The organism is Eubacterium ruminantium (assembly GCF_900167085.1).
GTDB lineage: Bacteria > Bacillota > Clostridia > Lachnospirales > Lachnospiraceae > Eubacterium_Q > Eubacterium_Q ruminantium.
This window is the reverse complement of sequence record NZ_FUXA01000021.1, coordinates 1-15,851: the sequence shown is the minus strand read 5'-3', so window position 1 is coordinate 15,851 and position 15,851 is coordinate 1. Positions and strand designations below refer to the sequence as shown.

At 36.3% G+C, this 15,851-nt stretch carries 19 protein-coding genes and 2 pseudogenes; all 21 read right to left on the bottom strand.

Translation table 11 applies throughout. The features are described 5' to 3' along the window. Positions 1 to 314: 314 nt before the first annotated feature. On the bottom strand, positions 315 to 746 hold the full coding sequence (locus tag B5D25_RS12015) for a GNAT family N-acetyltransferase (RefSeq protein ID WP_078788210.1): 432 nt from the start codon (positions 744 to 746) through the stop codon (positions 315 to 317). 191 nt (positions 747 to 937) lie between these two features. Further along, positions 938 to 1,420, bottom strand: a complete 483-nt coding sequence (locus B5D25_RS12010; protein WP_078788209.1) for a helix-turn-helix domain-containing protein — start codon at positions 1,418 to 1,420, stop codon at positions 938 to 940. Between the two features lie 380 nt (positions 1,421 to 1,800). Continuing rightward, a pseudogene (locus B5D25_RS12005) lies at positions 1,801 to 2,133 on the bottom strand (DUF3427 domain-containing protein); the annotation flags it as partial. Positions 2,134 to 2,247: 114 nt separating this feature from the next. Further along, the gene (locus B5D25_RS12000) at positions 2,248 to 3,315 is read right to left on the bottom strand and encodes a Fic family protein (RefSeq protein ID WP_078788207.1); all 1,068 of its coding nucleotides are present in this window, start codon (positions 3,313 to 3,315) and stop codon (positions 2,248 to 2,250) included. Positions 3,316 to 3,552: 237 nt separating this feature from the next. Continuing rightward, a complete protein-coding gene (locus B5D25_RS11995; RefSeq protein ID WP_078788206.1) occupies positions 3,553 to 3,747 on the bottom strand; it encodes a hypothetical protein in 195 nt (64 codons plus the stop codon). Positions 3,748 to 3,754: 7 nt separating this feature from the next. Next, positions 3,755 to 3,883, bottom strand: a complete 129-nt coding sequence (locus B5D25_RS13210) for a hypothetical protein (RefSeq protein WP_278286124.1) — start codon at positions 3,881 to 3,883, stop codon at positions 3,755 to 3,757. A 129-nt stretch (positions 3,884 to 4,012) separates the two neighbouring features. Further along, positions 4,013 to 6,262, bottom strand: a pseudogene (locus B5D25_RS11990) (DUF3427 domain-containing protein); the annotation flags it as partial. A 338-nt stretch (positions 6,263 to 6,600) separates the two neighbouring features. Next, positions 6,601 to 7,005 (bottom strand): L-2-amino-thiazoline-4-carboxylic acid hydrolase, encoded by a 405-nt coding sequence (locus tag B5D25_RS11985; protein ID WP_159444178.1) that lies wholly within the window; start codon positions 7,003 to 7,005, stop codon positions 6,601 to 6,603. 223 nt (positions 7,006 to 7,228) lie between these two features. Next, entirely contained in the window at positions 7,229 to 7,684 is a 456-nt protein-coding gene (locus B5D25_RS11980; protein ID WP_078788203.1) for a GNAT family N-acetyltransferase, read from the bottom strand. A 221-nt stretch (positions 7,685 to 7,905) separates the two neighbouring features. Then, complete coding sequence (locus B5D25_RS11975) at positions 7,906 to 8,499, bottom strand: Crp/Fnr family transcriptional regulator (protein ID WP_078788202.1); 594 nt, start codon at positions 8,497 to 8,499, stop codon at positions 7,906 to 7,908. A gap of 12 nt (positions 8,500 to 8,511) precedes the next feature. Continuing rightward, entirely contained in the window at positions 8,512 to 9,207 is a 696-nt protein-coding gene (locus tag B5D25_RS11970) for a CPBP family intramembrane glutamic endopeptidase (RefSeq protein WP_159444177.1), read from the bottom strand. A 119-nt stretch (positions 9,208 to 9,326) separates the two neighbouring features. Then, a complete protein-coding gene (locus tag B5D25_RS11965; protein WP_078788200.1) occupies positions 9,327 to 9,845 on the bottom strand; it encodes a DUF2716 domain-containing protein in 519 nt (172 codons plus the stop codon). A 71-nt stretch (positions 9,846 to 9,916) separates the two neighbouring features. Further along, positions 9,917 to 10,120 carry a hypothetical protein gene (locus B5D25_RS11960; RefSeq protein WP_078788199.1) on the bottom strand — a complete coding sequence of 68 codons (204 nt, stop codon included), beginning with the start codon at positions 10,118 to 10,120 and terminating at the stop codon, positions 9,917 to 9,919. Positions 10,121 to 10,142: 22 nt separating this feature from the next. After that, positions 10,143 to 10,580, bottom strand: a complete 438-nt coding sequence (locus B5D25_RS11955) for a DUF3592 domain-containing protein (RefSeq protein WP_078788198.1) — start codon at positions 10,578 to 10,580, stop codon at positions 10,143 to 10,145. A 31-nt stretch (positions 10,581 to 10,611) separates the two neighbouring features. Further along, positions 10,612 to 11,559 carry an aldo/keto reductase gene (locus tag B5D25_RS11950; protein WP_078788197.1) on the bottom strand — a complete coding sequence of 316 codons (948 nt, stop codon included), beginning with the start codon at positions 11,557 to 11,559 and terminating at the stop codon, positions 10,612 to 10,614. A gap of 92 nt (positions 11,560 to 11,651) precedes the next feature. After that, positions 11,652 to 12,761, bottom strand: a complete 1,110-nt coding sequence (locus tag B5D25_RS11945) for an acyltransferase family protein (protein WP_078788196.1) — start codon at positions 12,759 to 12,761, stop codon at positions 11,652 to 11,654. Positions 12,762 to 12,778: 17 nt separating this feature from the next. Further along, a complete protein-coding gene (locus tag B5D25_RS11940; RefSeq protein WP_078788195.1) occupies positions 12,779 to 13,783 on the bottom strand; it encodes a carcinine hydrolase/isopenicillin-N N-acyltransferase family protein in 1,005 nt (334 codons plus the stop codon). Continuing rightward, positions 13,780 to 14,355: a TetR/AcrR family transcriptional regulator gene (locus tag B5D25_RS11935; protein ID WP_159444176.1), complete on the bottom strand. Its 576-nt coding sequence runs from the start codon at positions 14,353 to 14,355 to the stop codon at positions 13,780 to 13,782. The genes B5D25_RS11940 and B5D25_RS11935 overlap by 4 nt, the downstream gene beginning before the upstream one ends. A 506-nt stretch (positions 14,356 to 14,861) precedes the next feature. Beyond that, positions 14,862 to 15,131, bottom strand: coding sequence for a hypothetical protein (locus B5D25_RS11930; protein WP_078788193.1), 270 nt, complete (start codon positions 15,129 to 15,131; stop codon positions 14,862 to 14,864). 262 nt (positions 15,132 to 15,393) lie between these two features. Next, positions 15,394 to 15,615, bottom strand: coding sequence for a hypothetical protein (locus tag B5D25_RS11925; RefSeq protein WP_078788192.1), 222 nt, complete (start codon positions 15,613 to 15,615; stop codon positions 15,394 to 15,396). A gap of 44 nt (positions 15,616 to 15,659) precedes the next feature. Then, positions 15,660 to 15,851: ATP-binding protein (locus B5D25_RS11920; RefSeq protein ID WP_159444175.1), on the bottom strand; the 192-nt coding region annotated here is incomplete at its 5' end.

Sequence of the window (15,851 nt, the reverse complement as noted above, 5' to 3'; positions counted from 1 at the left end):
CTCCTCGAGTAGATGTTCTTCCATATACGTGATGGCTTTTTGTAATGCTTCAATCCATTCCATGCTTTCGTCCTCCTGCTTACATGTCCATTATGAATGATATCTGAAAAAGAAACATTTCCCCGTTTGCGAAATTTTGTCAGATCATACCATTTTGTTCTCTAGGATACCCTAAATCACCTCGCGATATATTTCGGCAATCCGCATTTTTTCACTTTTATTTGTCAGTTTTCTTCCTGTTTTATGTTCTATCATTCATCTCGAAAAACCTGAATTTGTCGCTCTGACAAACAGAAATTTTTATATACCTTTGATCACTCACAGTACATACATATAGTCCCATTTGACAACTTAAACCCATTCTTTTCATAAAACTTTGCTGCTGGGGCATACTCACTTGTATAAAGTACAATTCCTGCAAGTCCGTTATTTTTACTGTAATCTTTAACAGCATTCAATAGTTGCTTACCTATTCCAAGACCCTGTCGTTCAGGAAGCACTGCCATCTCATTAATGTAAATCTCATTTTTGCTTCCTGAAATCTTACAAAGTGCGAATATGCAACCTATCACCTCTTCATTATCTTCATATACATATCCGACAAACCTTTTCTGTTCAAAAAAATCTTGAAGATATTCTGTTGCATTTTCTGCTGTCCAATCTATTCCCCAATGCTCCATAGGGAATGCTTTTGCATAAATCCTACCACATTGTGCTAAATCACTTGCTTTCATAATCCGAATCATATTACTACCTCACCGTGAAATTCCGATTCTTAATAGATAATACTGGAATTGAATTTCTCAACAAATTTGAATTTGAAGTTACTCACCGTTTAGCTGTTTCAAAATTCTAATAGCATCATATCTTTGATTGCACACAGTACAAATCCAATCACTATTGCTTTTCTTTGCTTTTTTAACATATCATCAAAAAACTATCTCTTGGTTAGTTCGTTTAACTCTTTTCTTATTTTAACTCTAAGCACTATACCATATCCCCATACAAACCATCCGCATATTAAAGTCACGATAAGTTGAGCAGTATTATCTGCAACAAATTTAGCAAGGGTAAATGAAATAATAATGCCTATAACAATTAATATCTCTGTAAAAATCCCATATTTTTGTAATTGTGATTTCTTTCTTTCTATTGAATACTCTGCAATCTTGTCAAATGTTTCTGTTAATTCTTTATTCATAATCTCACTTTTCCTTTCACCTTCGACTAATTCCTTAATGTCTACTTCATAGTAATCCGCCAGTTCTATTATCAGACTAATATCCGGCAATGTACTTCCTGTTTCCCAGCGTGAAACAGAACGATTAGATACGTTCAGCTTTTCTGCAAGCTGTTCCTGTGTCAATCCTTTTTCGTTTCTTAACATTTTAAGAAACAAACCTATTTTTTTCTGGTCCATGTCGTTTTCTCCTTCCACTTGAAGAATATATCAATCTACCAACTAACAACACGACATAAAGTGAGAAAATACCGTATACATCTTGGTAGACACGTTTGTCTAGTTTTATTTCATCTTGAGATTATATAGAAAATCGGAATTTTGTTTTTCCTACAAACTGCGATTTGCTTATTTCATTATCCTGTAATAAACTTTTACAAGCCATTCCGAAAAAAAAAACACATCAGTTTCGGAAAACAAATTAATTATAACATAGATTATCATGGTTTCAATGTCCCTAGTCAGCAAAAAAAACATATCGTAGCTACTATTACGTAACTACGATATGCCTTATTTCCTTTTATTTTATGCTATAGGATGTCATAAATGGGTAAAATTTCTTACCCATTAACTATATACTGATAAATATCCTCTCTCACCGGTGTGTCCAGCTTCCACTCCATCTCAACCGCGGTCTTATCAGTATTCGGCATAATAAATGGTCTTGTAAATCCTGTAGCTGTCATTCTACCAAGATAATAGAACTCCTTGGAGATTTTATCGTCCTTGTTTTTTCTCACGAAGAGTTCAACATCTATGCCGCGTTCCTTTGCATGAAGGAAGTTCTGTACATCTTCTGATTCAACTGTTCTGCTCTGCTTTGATATAGCAATGAGTGAGCTGCGGGATGTGAAATGATCTTCGTACTTTATAGTATCCTGAATGTCATCACTTTTATCATAAGTCCATTTTCATCTCGCCCTTTCTGCAATCATTACAATCCATTAGCATGTTTTAATTCCGGTATAATGCTTCAATTACTATAATGTTGGAAGAGCAACCAACCGTCAACTGATGGTAGAATCTGCTCTGGCATACAAAGTTTTCCTACCAGCGCCAATTCTGACAAGCGTTCCATCCTCAACAAGTTTCTTCAAAGCTGACTCAACAGATGAACTTCCCAAACTTGGGCATCCCATAAGAACTTCCTGCTTAGAGAACTTACCAATACGTTCGCTGACATAAGCCTTTACAACATCATAAGATCTACTCTTTGCCCCTGATACATAAGCGATAGACACTCTCGCTTCAAATTCCCTGTAACAAGAAAGAATTATACTCAGCATATATTTGATAAATGGCTTAGGATCATTCGTCCCCTCATGCCATCCCTGGTCGGCTCTTTGAAGCGCATCATAATAAGCTTCCTTAGTATCAGCAATTGCTTTTTCAATACTGATGTATTGACCTACCAGATATCCACTTCGGTATAGCAGAAGCAACGTTAACAAACGGCTCATACGTCCATTTCCATCATTAAATGGATGAATACAAAGGAAATCAAGTAAAAAGCATGGAATTAAGATCAACTCGTCTACAAGCTCCTTATCCAAGGCTTCTTGATACTTGGTGCAAATCTCTTCGATTGCCGGTGCTGTCTCGTATGGTTCAAGAGGCTTGAATAAAACAACCTTCTCACCATTTTCAAGCACCATATCTATCTCATTTGGAGTAGTCTTAAATTGACCGCCATATGAATAGTTCGTATATTTCAGCAAATCACGATGCATCTGAAGGATATAGCTACTGCGAATCGGTAACACCTCGTAGTTTTCATGCACAAGATTAAGCACATTTCGATACCCCAGAATTTCCTCTTCATCACGATTCTTAGGTGTTGTTTTATCAGCTACAAGTTGCTTCAATCTGGCATTAGTAGTGATGATACCTTCAATCCTATTGGATGCTTCGGTACTCTGTATCTTAGCGATTTCAATGAGTCTGTTCAGTTCCACAGGTCTTTGACGCAAGAAAAGTTCTTGCTTACCCTTATACTCATGAATCTTTGAAATATACGACATTATCTCATTATCCCATGTTCTATCTGCGAGATAAGAATAATCAAATTGTCGCATCAGCTGAAACTCCTTTCTCCCATGGCAATTGTATATCGCCCATTTTATAATTACTTTTGGGAGATTATCTCATCTGTTGGGAGAAAATCTCTTACTCCCAATTATATTATTCTTTCTCCCAAAATTCAATTAGTTTTGGGAACTATCGAATTTTCAATACTCTTTCATACGAAGCACTGGAATCAAGACACCTTCTATTACTGACAGCTTTAGCAATTGATGTACTCATTGACAGACTTACTCACCTCTCTCAAGCTTCTTTGCCTTAGCATATTTGCATGCACATCCAAGTGTCATTCCGGTGTAAAAGAGTGCCAGAGCTCCAGTAAAATATGGACTGAATGTATTTACATGAGAATATTCATTCAGCGAATAAAGATTCATTGCCGTAATAAATATCCATATTGCTGCTGTAATTGCGTTTAATATCATTGATAACTTAGGATGCTTCTTTTTCTTTTTTATTCTTCTCAAGTGCTGTAAATAACCAATAACCTGTCTCTACACATGCAAACAGAGAAACTTCTCCAATCAGACGACTATCTCCAGTATAGATTCCATAGATCATTTTACCAGTCTTCTTATTTATTGCGATTCGCTCGCTTTCATTTATCTTATATCTGAATAATACACTAAAGGATAGTTATGAAGTTGTAATCTGTTGTGAGTTGTCAAAAAGATGTCGTAAAATAATTTTTTACCCATTAACTATATACTGATAAATATCCTCCCTAACAGGAGTATCCAGCTTCCACTCTATCTCAACCGCGGTCTTATCAGTATTCGGCATAATAAATGGTCTTGTAAATCCTGTAGTTGTCATTCTACCAAGATAATAGAACTCCTTGGATATCTTATCATCTTTATTCTTTCTCACAAAAAGTTCAACATCTATGCCGCGTTCCTTTGCATGAAGGAAGTTCTGAACATCTTCTGATTCAACTGTTCTACTCTGCTTTGATATCGCAATGAGTGAGCTTCGAGATGTGAAATGATCCTCATACTTTATAGTATCCTGAATGTCATCACTTTTATCATAGTTAATAAAGACAGGAAATGTCTTAGTAGTCTTATCATACTTATAACCACCGATATTGAGTGGTACTTCATTATGCTCCCAATTAAGAAGTCTACATGCATCTTCGTAGGTATACTTCTGATACAGCACGAGTTCCGTATCCTGGTAAGTCTTGGAATAATCACGCTCGTATCTGTATCTTCCGAATTCAAGAAGCTCCTTCACAATGTCGTAGAACTCTTTGTTATGAATCATTTTCTGTAGAGGCTTGCTTATCTCGAAATCACCATCCTGGCTCTTCTCGATAAATACACAATCCTCGTAGGTCTTCTTTCCGGAACCGGATGGGAATTCATTTGTAAGTACATTCACGACACTCTTCACAACCTTGTCCGGGCAGTCCTTGTTGTAATTCTCCTTCAAGGAAGTCTTCATCCCCTGAACCAGAGTGTCCTTATATATCAGCATACGAGATAACATTTCCAGCTCATGAATACGCTTTCCACTCGCCAGCTTCTTGGAAATGAATTCGACTATCTTCTCTTCATTTGCAGAAAGCCTAATCTTATAATCCTTCTCATACTTCACAAGGAACTTATAGTATGAACCAAGGGAATTATTATCGAATATTCGGAGTACATCCATTTCACCGTATCTGTCGAAGTCCATCAGGTTTGGAATGCATCTCAGCTTGTATTTCAAATTCTTGTAGTTTTCTCTGATAAGCTTGATATCGCTGAAGTTTGCCGTATCGATTGCAGCATAAATCTTCTTCTTGGATATCTCATCAAAATGAATTGTCGAGATTCCCGGAATAACCTTTTCACCCTCAGTAACATAACGGCGGATATTGTCTTTGTTGTAGGTCCTGTCGCCCGAAAGAGCAATCGGAATCATGAAGTTATTCTTATAGTTAGCAATGAAATCCAGGATAACTACGAAGTCCTTATCATCAGCCTTTCTGAGACCACGACCAAGCTGCTGGATAAATACAATCGGCGACTCTGTCGGACGGAGCATAACAACCTGATTCACCTCAGGGATATCAACACCCTCATTGAATATATCCACAGTGAAAATGTAATCGAGATAATCCCCATGCTTTGTTCCATCTATATCAACCTGAATATCCTTTGTCAGAAGTTCTATCGCATCTTCTCTTTCTTCCTGAGAATCTGCCCCGGTAAGAGCCTTCGTCTTATATCCCCTCTCATTAAAGATTCCACTTAGAGTTTCTGCTTCTTTCCTGGAACTACAGAAGATAAGTCCCTTCACTCTGTCACCTGAATAACCATAGAAGTTCATTTGCCGAGTGATGTAATCCACTCTTTTATCAGATACAAGGAATCTAAAGTTTTCTATTTCAGTTTTTTCATCGATGACAATTCCATCCATTTCCATATCTGTTATACCAAAGTAATGGAATGGACAGAGGAGATTTTCCTCCATAGCCTGCTGAAGTCTAATCTCAAGAGCAATGTTGTGATCAAATGTCGCGAACACATCAAAGTCATCTGTACGTTCAGGAGACGCCGTCATACCAAGCCAAAACTCCGGCTCAAAATAATCCATAATCTTCTGATAACTTGCCGCCCCTGTTCTATGCGCCTCATCTATGACAATAGTTTTAAAACAGTCCTTCTGGAACTGCGTCATAACCTCTTCCTTTGACATCATTTGCATAGTAGCAAAAAGGATATCTGCATCAGTATCCTTGCTATTACCTGAAAGAAGTCCGTATGTCTTACTTCGACCGAAAACATTCTTATATGATTTCAACGCCTGTTTTGCAATCTGCTCACGGTGGACGATGAAAAGAATACGGTTAGATTTCTTAGAATTATTCTTGAAACCACTCTTCACATTACCATTATTATCACCCATAGCATCACGAAGTCCGAAGGCAGATGCGTATGTTTTGCCCGTGCCAACGTTTTGTCAACACCTAAATTCTGTGAGATTTTCAAAAAGCCCCTAAATTGGGGCTTTCAAAGGGTATTGGAAAATACAGAGTATTCTACATTATGACATGCTACCCTAATTATTCACCACTTAACCAACAAAAAATATCACATATGTTAATTATTTAGATTATCAATTAGCTAGTTCAAAAACTTCTACATTTTCAATGTATCATAATCCCCTTACTCTGAATAGAAGAAAAACGCCTACAAGTTTTTAATCATAGACGCCTTATCGATATATATATTATTAAGTTCAATTCCGATTTTAAACTACTATAAATTCTTAGTATATTTTATTCCGGTTTATCTTTTCTTATAGGAGTAATCACACATATTCCCACCATTTCCTATCTGTTGAGTATAAATAAACTCAGCTCTCGGAAGATCGCTATACAGTATATCATCAACCTTGCAGAATCGAGCTGTCATCTCCGGCATTCCATACCTTGCAAAAAGTTGCTGATAAATACATTTATGCGTTATCATCGTAAATGTATCTGAAGGGCATTTGGGAAACTCCACACTCCATCCATACCCGAGAGTCTTCTTAAATTTGAGTGGCATGGTTATTTTAAGGAATCTTACGAACCAGCCGTGACTTGCAAGCTTCTTCATAGACACAATCTGAGGTTTTATATATTCGTACATAGCCTCTGATACTTCTTTTTCCGCTTCTTCGCGTGTTTTCCCGTTTTGTTCGAGAACCATTATCATGGCGATGGAAGTAAGCAGATTACAAAGATGTCCATAATTATTTGAGTCCGCATATTCCTAGTTTTCTTTTATCAGCCTGTTCATTTGTGTAATAAGCTGTGCTTTCTCATTTTTACTCCAGGTCTCAAAAAATGTAATAAATCTGCTTTTTCGAATCATTTGAGCAGGAATGTATTTCTTCATCTACAAAAATTCCTTTCACCATTTATATTCCAATTTATCTTTCCTTAACAAATCGAGCGAGTTCAACATCGCCATCTCTTTCAGTTGATTCTATACGAAATCCACATTTTTCAGTATAAAACTTTACATTTTGTTTCTTGTCTAATGGTGTTACTAAAGTGAGTATCTTCCAATCATCAAGAGTTGTCTTCAAAAACTGAATTGCCTGAGTCCCTATTCCTTTGCCTTGATACTCTGGAATAATGCACAAGTTGGCAACCTCATATACTCCAGTTTCTATTTGCTTGCTGGAAACACAACCAACTGGCATGTCATCACACATAATGATATATTTAGAGAACCCTCTTATAGAATCCTCCATCCTTTCTTTTATGATTCCATATCCTGGGCAGTAGCCATATCGTAAATAATCGTCATAATAGGCTGAATTATAAATATCTATCAATACCTCTGCGTCTTCTATAGCAGCTTGCCTATATTCTATCTTCATATTAATTGCTTCTCTTATAATGTTCTATTTTCGATATTACCCTCTGTGCACTGCTTTTTTCACTGAGCATCCAAAACAAAACAGCGCTGACAATTATCGCTACAATAGGTTTTAGTTCCTTTTCGATGCGGTTATAAACAATATATTTTAACAAATAATTAAAACGAAATTAGAGATCGATTAAAGAATATTACAATAGCAAGTTTTACTGTAACTGAAATCTAATCTTCCTTCATTGCGCCTCTAATCCTGCTAAGAGATTCCGGTGTGATACCAAGATAAGTTGCTATATGTCGCTGAGGTACTCTTTCGTTCAGATCAGGATATAGCTTTTTAAAATGTATGTATCTTTCTGTTGCATTTTCTACAAGAAAGCCATTCTCCCTGTATATCTTATATCTCAGTGCACTTTCCAAAAGATAAATCCACACATCTTTGAATGAGACATTTTCCTTAATTATCTTTTTTATTGCTGTTGTCTCACAAATCATGATGGTTGTTTCTTCGAGCGTTTCCCACATACAGTTTCTTTCTGTATATCCAAAAAAGCCCTCATCCATAAACATTACACCTTCCGGAGCAAAACCTCTTGTAATGTCATTTCCGTCATTATCTATGTAATATGAACGTGCCAGTCCTGACAGGATAAGCCCTGCGTAGGTTGTATCATCTCCTATAGAAGCAAGAATCTCTCCTTTCTTTACTACTCTGAAACTGGCAAGACTCACTATATCACCGACCAGTTCTTCACTTACATCAATTTTGTATTCTTCTGCAAATATCATCAGTTGTTTTACAAAATAATCTTTATCCATAGAAATGCCTCCTTAATAACCACCCATAACAATGATGTATATAATACTAATTAAATTCACTCCACCATGTATAATCATAGGAACTATCATGTGCTTTCTTTTCTGATAACCAAAGATGCATACAAGTCCAAGCACAAAGGAATATCCGAAATTATACCAGTCAAGTAACCCAAAGAGCATATTAAAGAGTATAAGTGAAGCCATATCTCCAAATACCGACCCACAAAATTTCTTAGCGAAGCCCCTGTAATATATTTCCTTGCAAATTCCACTCACAAAGACCAGTGCAATTACATAAAGAATAGTTATTCCTACTCCCATCTTTTCATCATCTACAAAAGCAAGTTCTGTGCGACCCTTATAGATAGGCAAAGAAAGAAGACTTAACAGGCTGGCTACAATTGCGAGTATCACACCCCAAAGAATATCAGCACCAAGAGTCTCTTTTTCGTATATTTCCTTTTTAAGACTAATACCATTCGCCTTATAAAGAAGCAGAGCACTTGGAAAAATGATAAGATTTGCAAATATAAATGTGAAAGCAAATATCCATCTATTAGCCTGTACATAGCTTGCTATATCAAGCAGATTCATCCCCGGCTTATAGAACCTAAGCGCATTTACCATTTCAAAAGTGGCAATAAAAAGTGTCAAAACAGTGGTAATTGTTAATGCCTTTCCGGCATTCTTGATATCATTTTCTTTCATGATGTCACCTCCTGAAAGAAACAATACCATTACTTTATATTATTCGCATTGACATATGTTAAGATTCAAACATAATCTTCCAGTTTTATGTTCCAACGTTCATCATGACAAATCAGGATTTAATTCAACTTCTTCCAGCCTAATTCTAGATATACTTGTTCTATTTCTTTAATTAAGTCTCTTCCAAATATCCATATTTCCTGCCTCCACGGATGCCCCAGGTAACCAAATTCAAAGTTTTCTTCAATAAAAAAGTAGTAATCACCGTCCGGATAGAACGAAGGAAAATATGCAGAGTATTCTCCATTTGTGTATCTTTCGTCTTTCACTACACAGCTTCTCTGTTCAGATAGATTTCTCGGGTCATATAAAAAGGCAGAATGCTGCCAATCAAGTGCGTATATTTTTAGACCTTCCTTTGTGATCTTTATGAATATCTTTCTCATGGTATCACTAAGCATATCCAGCTGATAATCTGTCATATCTTCAATAGCATATACAGAATGATTTTCGTTGATATGAAACGGCATAGCAACATTTAACGAATGACCTCTGTACTCACATGAAGGAGAAAAACTCAGCTTGCTATAGACGGAGTTCCATATTTCATCATATTTTGTTGTATTATCTATAACCATAGTTGTCCACTCCGTATATAAATTTCTGATTTGTCCCCTTCAGTATCTTCCGGTATATACTTCTTTAAAATCTAGTCTCCCACATTTCCATCTTTATCTTTGATTTTATACTTCTTATATTTATATGCTCCCACAAAGAAAAGCAACGCTCCTATACCAGCACCGATATAAGCTAAAGCATCTGGAATTACTGTTAGCCTTGTGTCAATTAACACTACAAGCATTACAATAAAAATCCCAAAGCACATCCAGTTAATACCTGCCTGTCTCTTCATTTCATTCACCTATCCTTTATATTCAATGATTGAATAATACAAAATGAAATATGATTTTCATAAATACGAACGGCATTAGTGCGAGCAGAAAAACTATTCCTATAAGAATATTATTTCTGAGTTCCCTCTTCGCAAATGAATCAAATACATCATGATTCGGATCAGCTGGGTTTATAAATACATCTACCACATCATTCTTTTTAACATATAATCCAGAGAATCCTGCTGATGTCCACACTGAATTCCGTCCAATATAATTTTGTCCATTATAATAAAATGAATATGTGGCATTCTGGGAATGTGTATTTCTACGTCCAAATTCTGCTGCTTTAGTTTCTATGTCCACGCATGTAGCCGTAACATTCACAGTGCATCTATCTTTCAGCTTTTTCAGATTATATGCCTGTATAAAGAAGATCACTGAAATAATAACTGCAACGAGAACAAATACTATTATCATAAGACCTAACGTATCCTTCCTATTTTTATCATTATTGTGGTTCCCACGAACCCTGCTGTCTGATTCCGGTCTTTTTAGCTTCAGCAGTGAGTTTACTCACTTCTTCATCAGCGAGAGTCAACTTAAGTGCAGCAGATAACCTCTCGGCATAGACTGGCTTTGTGATACCGATTATAGGAATTGCCCCCTGTGCAATTACCCAAAGGATTGGCACCTGCGACTGATCTATCCCATACTTGTCAGCTATAGCCCTGATCATACTGAGAAGACCTTCTATCTTCTTGAACTTGCGCTTAGGAAACGCAAGGTTCCTCATCGAAAATGTAGGGAAATGATTCTTGGCATTATATCTTCCCGCCAATGCTCCCTGCTCAAGAACCATATATGCATAGTACTGAATTCCCTTACTGTTGCAGTAATCAATAATCGGTTGCTGATCATTTCGGAGCAAACTGAAATGATTCTGAACAGCACCCAGCTTAAGGCCATTCTTCTCAAGGAATTTTTCAGCAGTCTTTATATCTTCCATAGAAACATTTGATATTCCTATAGATTTAATACGACCGTCTCTCATAAGAGGAACTGCCTCACTTAGATTCTTCTCTATGTTCTTAGGGGCATGGAGCCAGAAGAGATCAGCCGACTTAAGGCGCAGTCGTTCCATGCTTTCTTCAAAAGATTTAGTAAATGCTCCTGCCTTATATTTCTTATCCGGAAAATACTTTGTCGAAAGAAATATATCCTCTCTGCCGTTTATGAATTCACCAAGTAGCTTCTCACATGAACCCATCCCGTAAACAGCAGCTGTGTCCCACTTAAGAAATCCAAGTTTAGTTGCCTTTTCAAAAGTATCTCTGAGCATTGAATCATCGTAGCTTTTACCGAATATAAGCCTGGAGCCATTGTATCCGGGTCCCCACGCCCACGTTCCGATCATAACCTCTTTATTATCATTACATTTTTTATCTTGCTCCTGCATGACTCCACCTCCCAATTATAGATAGTATTTGGGGTTCAATCTGAACTCAGTACAAAAATAACAGGTATCATAGAACTATTCATTAACATATGTTAATTAGTCTTCAGTTTTCTGTTCCTTTTTATTCTGACAAAAGGTATTGATAAGATGACGGCAACAAATGTAACGATAAACCCACCAATTATAATGATTATCGGGGAATAGGTCTTATCGATTCCCAACAATATACTTATTGCCACAGAGTAAGCAATAATCAACCATTGAATAATGTATATCGTATTAAGGTTTTCACTTAAATATCTGATAAATTCTCCAAGTTTTGTCTGCTCAAGCTTACCTAAGAGAAAATGACATGTACTGAGTGCAATTATAATAATAGGGATAGTCCATAGCGTACTAATAATATTATGATGGTAATACGAGTCTTTATATAAGGCAAAATTTTTACGAATATCAAAGCCTATATAGAGAAGTCCCACAGTATATACAGCAAAGAAAACCATTGAATAAAACATCAGATTTCTATACATTCGATCCTTATCCTCACACTTTTCAAGATACTTCCCAAAGAGCATCCCCAAAGCAGGATATACTATCCATAATGTCAAAGGAAACGAAGTCCATTTCCCCGTAGGTACAATAAGCCCAAGAAGATTCTGAAAAGCGCTTGGTTTCATATGCAATTTTGTCGTCCATATTCCGATAGCCTGCATAAGAAACGCCATCTCGCAGATTCTGATAGTAGAAAATTTGCATTTTTTCATTAATCCAATAAAGAGAAATGCCATTCCGGCAAACGGAAGGATATCAACACAAAGTAGCCCTCCAATAATATCAATATCTGTTTCGATCCCCACCATCATTCCAATCAGCTGAAGTAACGTCTGTCTGAAAAAATTTAGGGCATAACCTATTGTTAACAGCTTAACTCCACGCCTTTTAAAATCGGAAGAGGAACTATGTTTAGTGTATATCATTCCGATACCCATACAAAACATAAAGATAGGCGCAGCAAGAGGTCCTCCGACAAACTCTATCATAATTCGAAACATTGTATTAGGAATAACATTTACAAAATCATATGCACCAAACTGTTCATAGAAATGAATACAAACCATAAATGGGATTGCAAAAAACTTGACGCAGTCAACCTCAAACTGCCTTCCTACATTTATTTTTCCCGACTTTAGAACCGATTTCACTTACCGTATCCAACTCCTTAGTTTTCTTTTAAATCAAAATTATATATTTTTTCGAAATCCGACTTGATTGTGACAGCAGCTGTACATTTACTAAGATTATATATAACAGACCATTGGGTAATGCTGTCATAATACATGTGGCCCGGTTCATAATATTTATGTCCATCCATTTGGGCTTCACTAAGAAGCGTCATAGCATCTTTCTCACTAAGTATTGATGATTTTTCATAGAGTCGTCTATCAATAATTTCATAACGTTCCTTACCAGTACCATTTTTTTCTTTTGTTGATATCGTAAAATTAGTAAGGCAAAAACTCCTGCTCTCCGGCTTTTTGCGTATAACGACCATTTCGTTATTGATATACTCGATTATTGCTGAATCACCACTTCGATCAGCTACATGAAAATGATATCCAATCTTACCACTTGAATTCATATCAATATTTCTAAGTATATCCAGAGCTTCCTCTACATCCGATGCTCTATCAAGTAATAACCTGATAGCAAGTGTAGTCATAACAGGTGTTTTCCCTGTACTTTGATGAACAATCTGCTCCACAGCCGTATTGACAGCCACAGCAAGACCTTTTTCATTCATTCCATCCAACGGTGAATATACAGATGCCAAAGTTCTGAATCTGCTGAGAAAACTCTTTTCGGGCAAATGATTATAATCAAATCCGATATGCCCCAAGTTAGATAATGCGATTGACCTATAGCCTTGTTTAGGGGTCGTTCTTATCAGCATCGCCATACCACTTTTATAATCAAAGTTACGAGCAAATAATTTCTGATTATCCTGCGTCGATGCAACAAATGTGCTACAAGCTCCTTCGGGCTTTACCTTCACAGGAAGTCCATTTAAGAGTATTCTGCATACATTATTTGCAAATTCTGAATCGGTTCTCGCCCCCATTTCCAGCAGACGATAAAGTTGATAATCTGCGGTATAATCCATAGTATAAAGCGGTGACTCAGATACCTTCTTAAATGTCCGTAGTGTTTTAATTGCATTTTTCATTGAATTTCTACTCCAACATTCTCCTTTACACCATTCAGTCCCAGATAATGATAACAGATTAGAGCATTCACCTCTTTTGCCATACTTTTCTCATCCGAATAATTGAGGAGAATTTCTGTCAGCCCGAAGATCATAATCCTTGAAATAAGTTTCTTTATGTTCTCGTCATCCACCGGACAAGCTTCAATAAAGTTCTTTATAATCATTTCTTCTATCATTTTTTTATCCGATCCGACACTTGAACGAAGCATTATCAGTATCCCGGAACGATTCCTGCTTAGAAGATTGGTCAGAAAAACAGATATCTCATCTAACTTGTCCGAAGTGCATTTTTCTATAAATTCAGGCGTAAAGAACTTATTACTTGTCCCAATTATTTCTTTTCTTGCAGTACCTGTCAAAAACTCATATATTTCTTCTTTTGAAATAAAATAACGATATATATTACTCTTACTAATGTTGCTTCTGTCTGCAATCTGTTTTAAGGAAGTGTTTTCATATCCTCTTGTAATGAATAATCTCTCTGCAACCGAGACTATCTTATTCTTTATTTCCTCTTTTTTTACTTGCATATATCTTCCTCTATAAATGATACCAATCATGTAAAAGTGACCATTGTTGTAATGAGCAGAATAGCATAGAGTGTATAAATATTCAACAATTTCAAATCAAAAACGACCGATAATTGTATTTGTTATCATCTGACAAAAACTTCTGAGAGCGATCTAATTTCCTAATAAAAATCCGAGCCAGTTTATCTTACTGACTCGGATTTCCCCACCTTGTTTATTCTATGGTCACTTCTTCTCTTTCAGTGAACTTTTTATCCTGCTTAGAGACTCCGGCTTAATGCCGAGATATTTGATTTCCTCTTCTCTACCTATCATATATTCCCACCTTTTCTTCCATAACACAACATTTCGAGTAAGTTGTGGAAATTTTATATCCCTACCGTAACATAACCGAATGCCTTTGTCTATATTTTTCCATAACCACATCTTCTGATGCAGTTGTAGAAGAAATGCACCGAAAGACTATTATTCACTCCTCTCTGCTCATCGTCTATATAAACGCTTTACTAAGCAATATATGTATTTGTTGTTTCTACCTTTTTTTCTTTATTCCACTTAAGAAAATATTCTACTGCACAGCTTCCAAAAACTACTGCAAGTGCTATATCTGACCAGAAGTTCCATCCAATCTTTTCACCTGAAGAAATAGAGCTTGAAAGAACCATTCCCGCATTAAATAGCCAAAGCACTGTTGTTATAGAATGCAGAATTGCACATACCTTTGTCTCTGTAACCTTTGTTTCCTTATTATTTGTATTCATAACTGTATTTGTCATTGTCGTATCCTCCTTAATCATCATTCTACTTATTATCTTTATCTTCACTATCTTTTTTATTCTTCTTAGAATTCATTGTTACGAACATTCCCATCGGACATAAGAAGCAACATATTACTAAAACTAATATTGTACTTGTTGTCATTTTTCCTAACCTCCACTTATGTGTTTCATTTGATGATTGGATAATACAATAAGATTAATCTATATATAGCATTTCTGTAGTAAATGGACAAAAATATGATGTGAATGGTAATACTGCTCAGCTCACTATCTTCAATCCTGGAGTAAACTTCCATATGATTTCTACTTCTTTCTCCTGGCTTACCACTACCTTATCTATCAGTTGTTCTGCAAGTTCACTGCTGAGTGTCTCTATATTCATCATCTCCTTTGATACGTACAATCCCCAGTATGACGTTTCTGTAACCGGCAAGTACTTTTCCATAAATTTCGGCAGATAATTTTCCATAATCCGCGGCATTTAAGATTCCATAGTCCGCGGCATTTTTTTTTCCATCCCTGCCATTATGCCATTTCTTCTAAAAATGATTTTCTGTTTTCGAGCCTGTAGCTCTTCCCATTCATCGGGATCTTGTCGCATTGATATGCGAGTCTGTCCAATATAGCGGTCGCAAGCGCAGCGTCCCCAAGGAACTCTGTCCATTCTTCGAATCCCTTGTTTGTTGTTATGATGATTGCTGTCCGTTCCTGCAGTTC

Bases quoted from the DNA above. Each gene is read 5' to 3' on its own strand.
- B5D25_RS11950 (WP_078788197.1), bottom strand. From the start codon at position 11,559: ATGCAGGAGCAAGATAAAAAATGTAATGATAATAAAGAGGTTATGATC.
- B5D25_RS13210 (WP_278286124.1), bottom strand. From the start codon at position 3,883: ATGATCTATGGAATCTATACTGGAGATAGTCGTCTGATTGGAGAAGTT.
- B5D25_RS11965 (WP_078788200.1), bottom strand. From the start codon at position 9,845: ATGGTTATAGATAATACAACAAAATATGATGAAATATGGAACTCCGTC.
- B5D25_RS11985 (WP_159444178.1), bottom strand. From the start codon at position 7,005: ATGGTTCTCGAACAAAACGGGAAAACACGCGAAGAAGCGGAAAAAGAA.
- B5D25_RS11935 (WP_159444176.1), bottom strand. From the start codon at position 14,355: ATGCAAGTAAAAAAAGAGGAAATAAAGAATAAGATAGTCTCGGTTGCA.
- B5D25_RS11975 (WP_078788202.1), bottom strand. From the start codon at position 8,499: ATGGATAAAGATTATTTTGTAAAACAACTGATGATATTTGCAGAAGAA.
- B5D25_RS11960 (WP_078788199.1), bottom strand. From the start codon at position 10,120: ATGAAGAGACAGGCAGGTATTAACTGGATGTGCTTTGGGATTTTTATT.
- B5D25_RS11980 (WP_078788203.1), bottom strand. From the start codon at position 7,684: ATGAAGATAGAATATAGGCAAGCTGCTATAGAAGACGCAGAGGTATTG.
- B5D25_RS11970 (WP_159444177.1), bottom strand. From the start codon at position 9,207: ATGAAAGAAAATGATATCAAGAATGCCGGAAAGGCATTAACAATTACC.
- B5D25_RS11940 (WP_078788195.1), bottom strand. From the start codon at position 13,783: ATGAAAAATGCAATTAAAACACTACGGACATTTAAGAAGGTATCTGAG.
- B5D25_RS12000 (WP_078788207.1), bottom strand. From the start codon at position 3,315: ATGCGACAATTTGATTATTCTTATCTCGCAGATAGAACATGGGATAAT.
- B5D25_RS11925 (WP_078788192.1), bottom strand. From the start codon at position 15,615: ATGCCGCGGATTATGGAAAATTATCTGCCGAAATTTATGGAAAAGTAC.
- B5D25_RS11955 (WP_078788198.1), bottom strand. From the start codon at position 10,580: ATGATAATAGTATTTGTTCTCGTTGCAGTTATTATTTCAGTGATCTTC.
- B5D25_RS12015 (WP_078788210.1), bottom strand. From the start codon at position 746: ATGATTCGGATTATGAAAGCAAGTGATTTAGCACAATGTGGTAGGATT.
- B5D25_RS11930 (WP_078788193.1), bottom strand. From the start codon at position 15,131: ATGACAAATACAGTTATGAATACAAATAATAAGGAAACAAAGGTTACA.
- B5D25_RS12010 (WP_078788209.1), bottom strand. From the start codon at position 1,420: ATGGACCAGAAAAAAATAGGTTTGTTTCTTAAAATGTTAAGAAACGAA.
- B5D25_RS11995 (WP_078788206.1), bottom strand. From the start codon at position 3,747: ATGATATTAAACGCAATTACAGCAGCAATATGGATATTTATTACGGCA.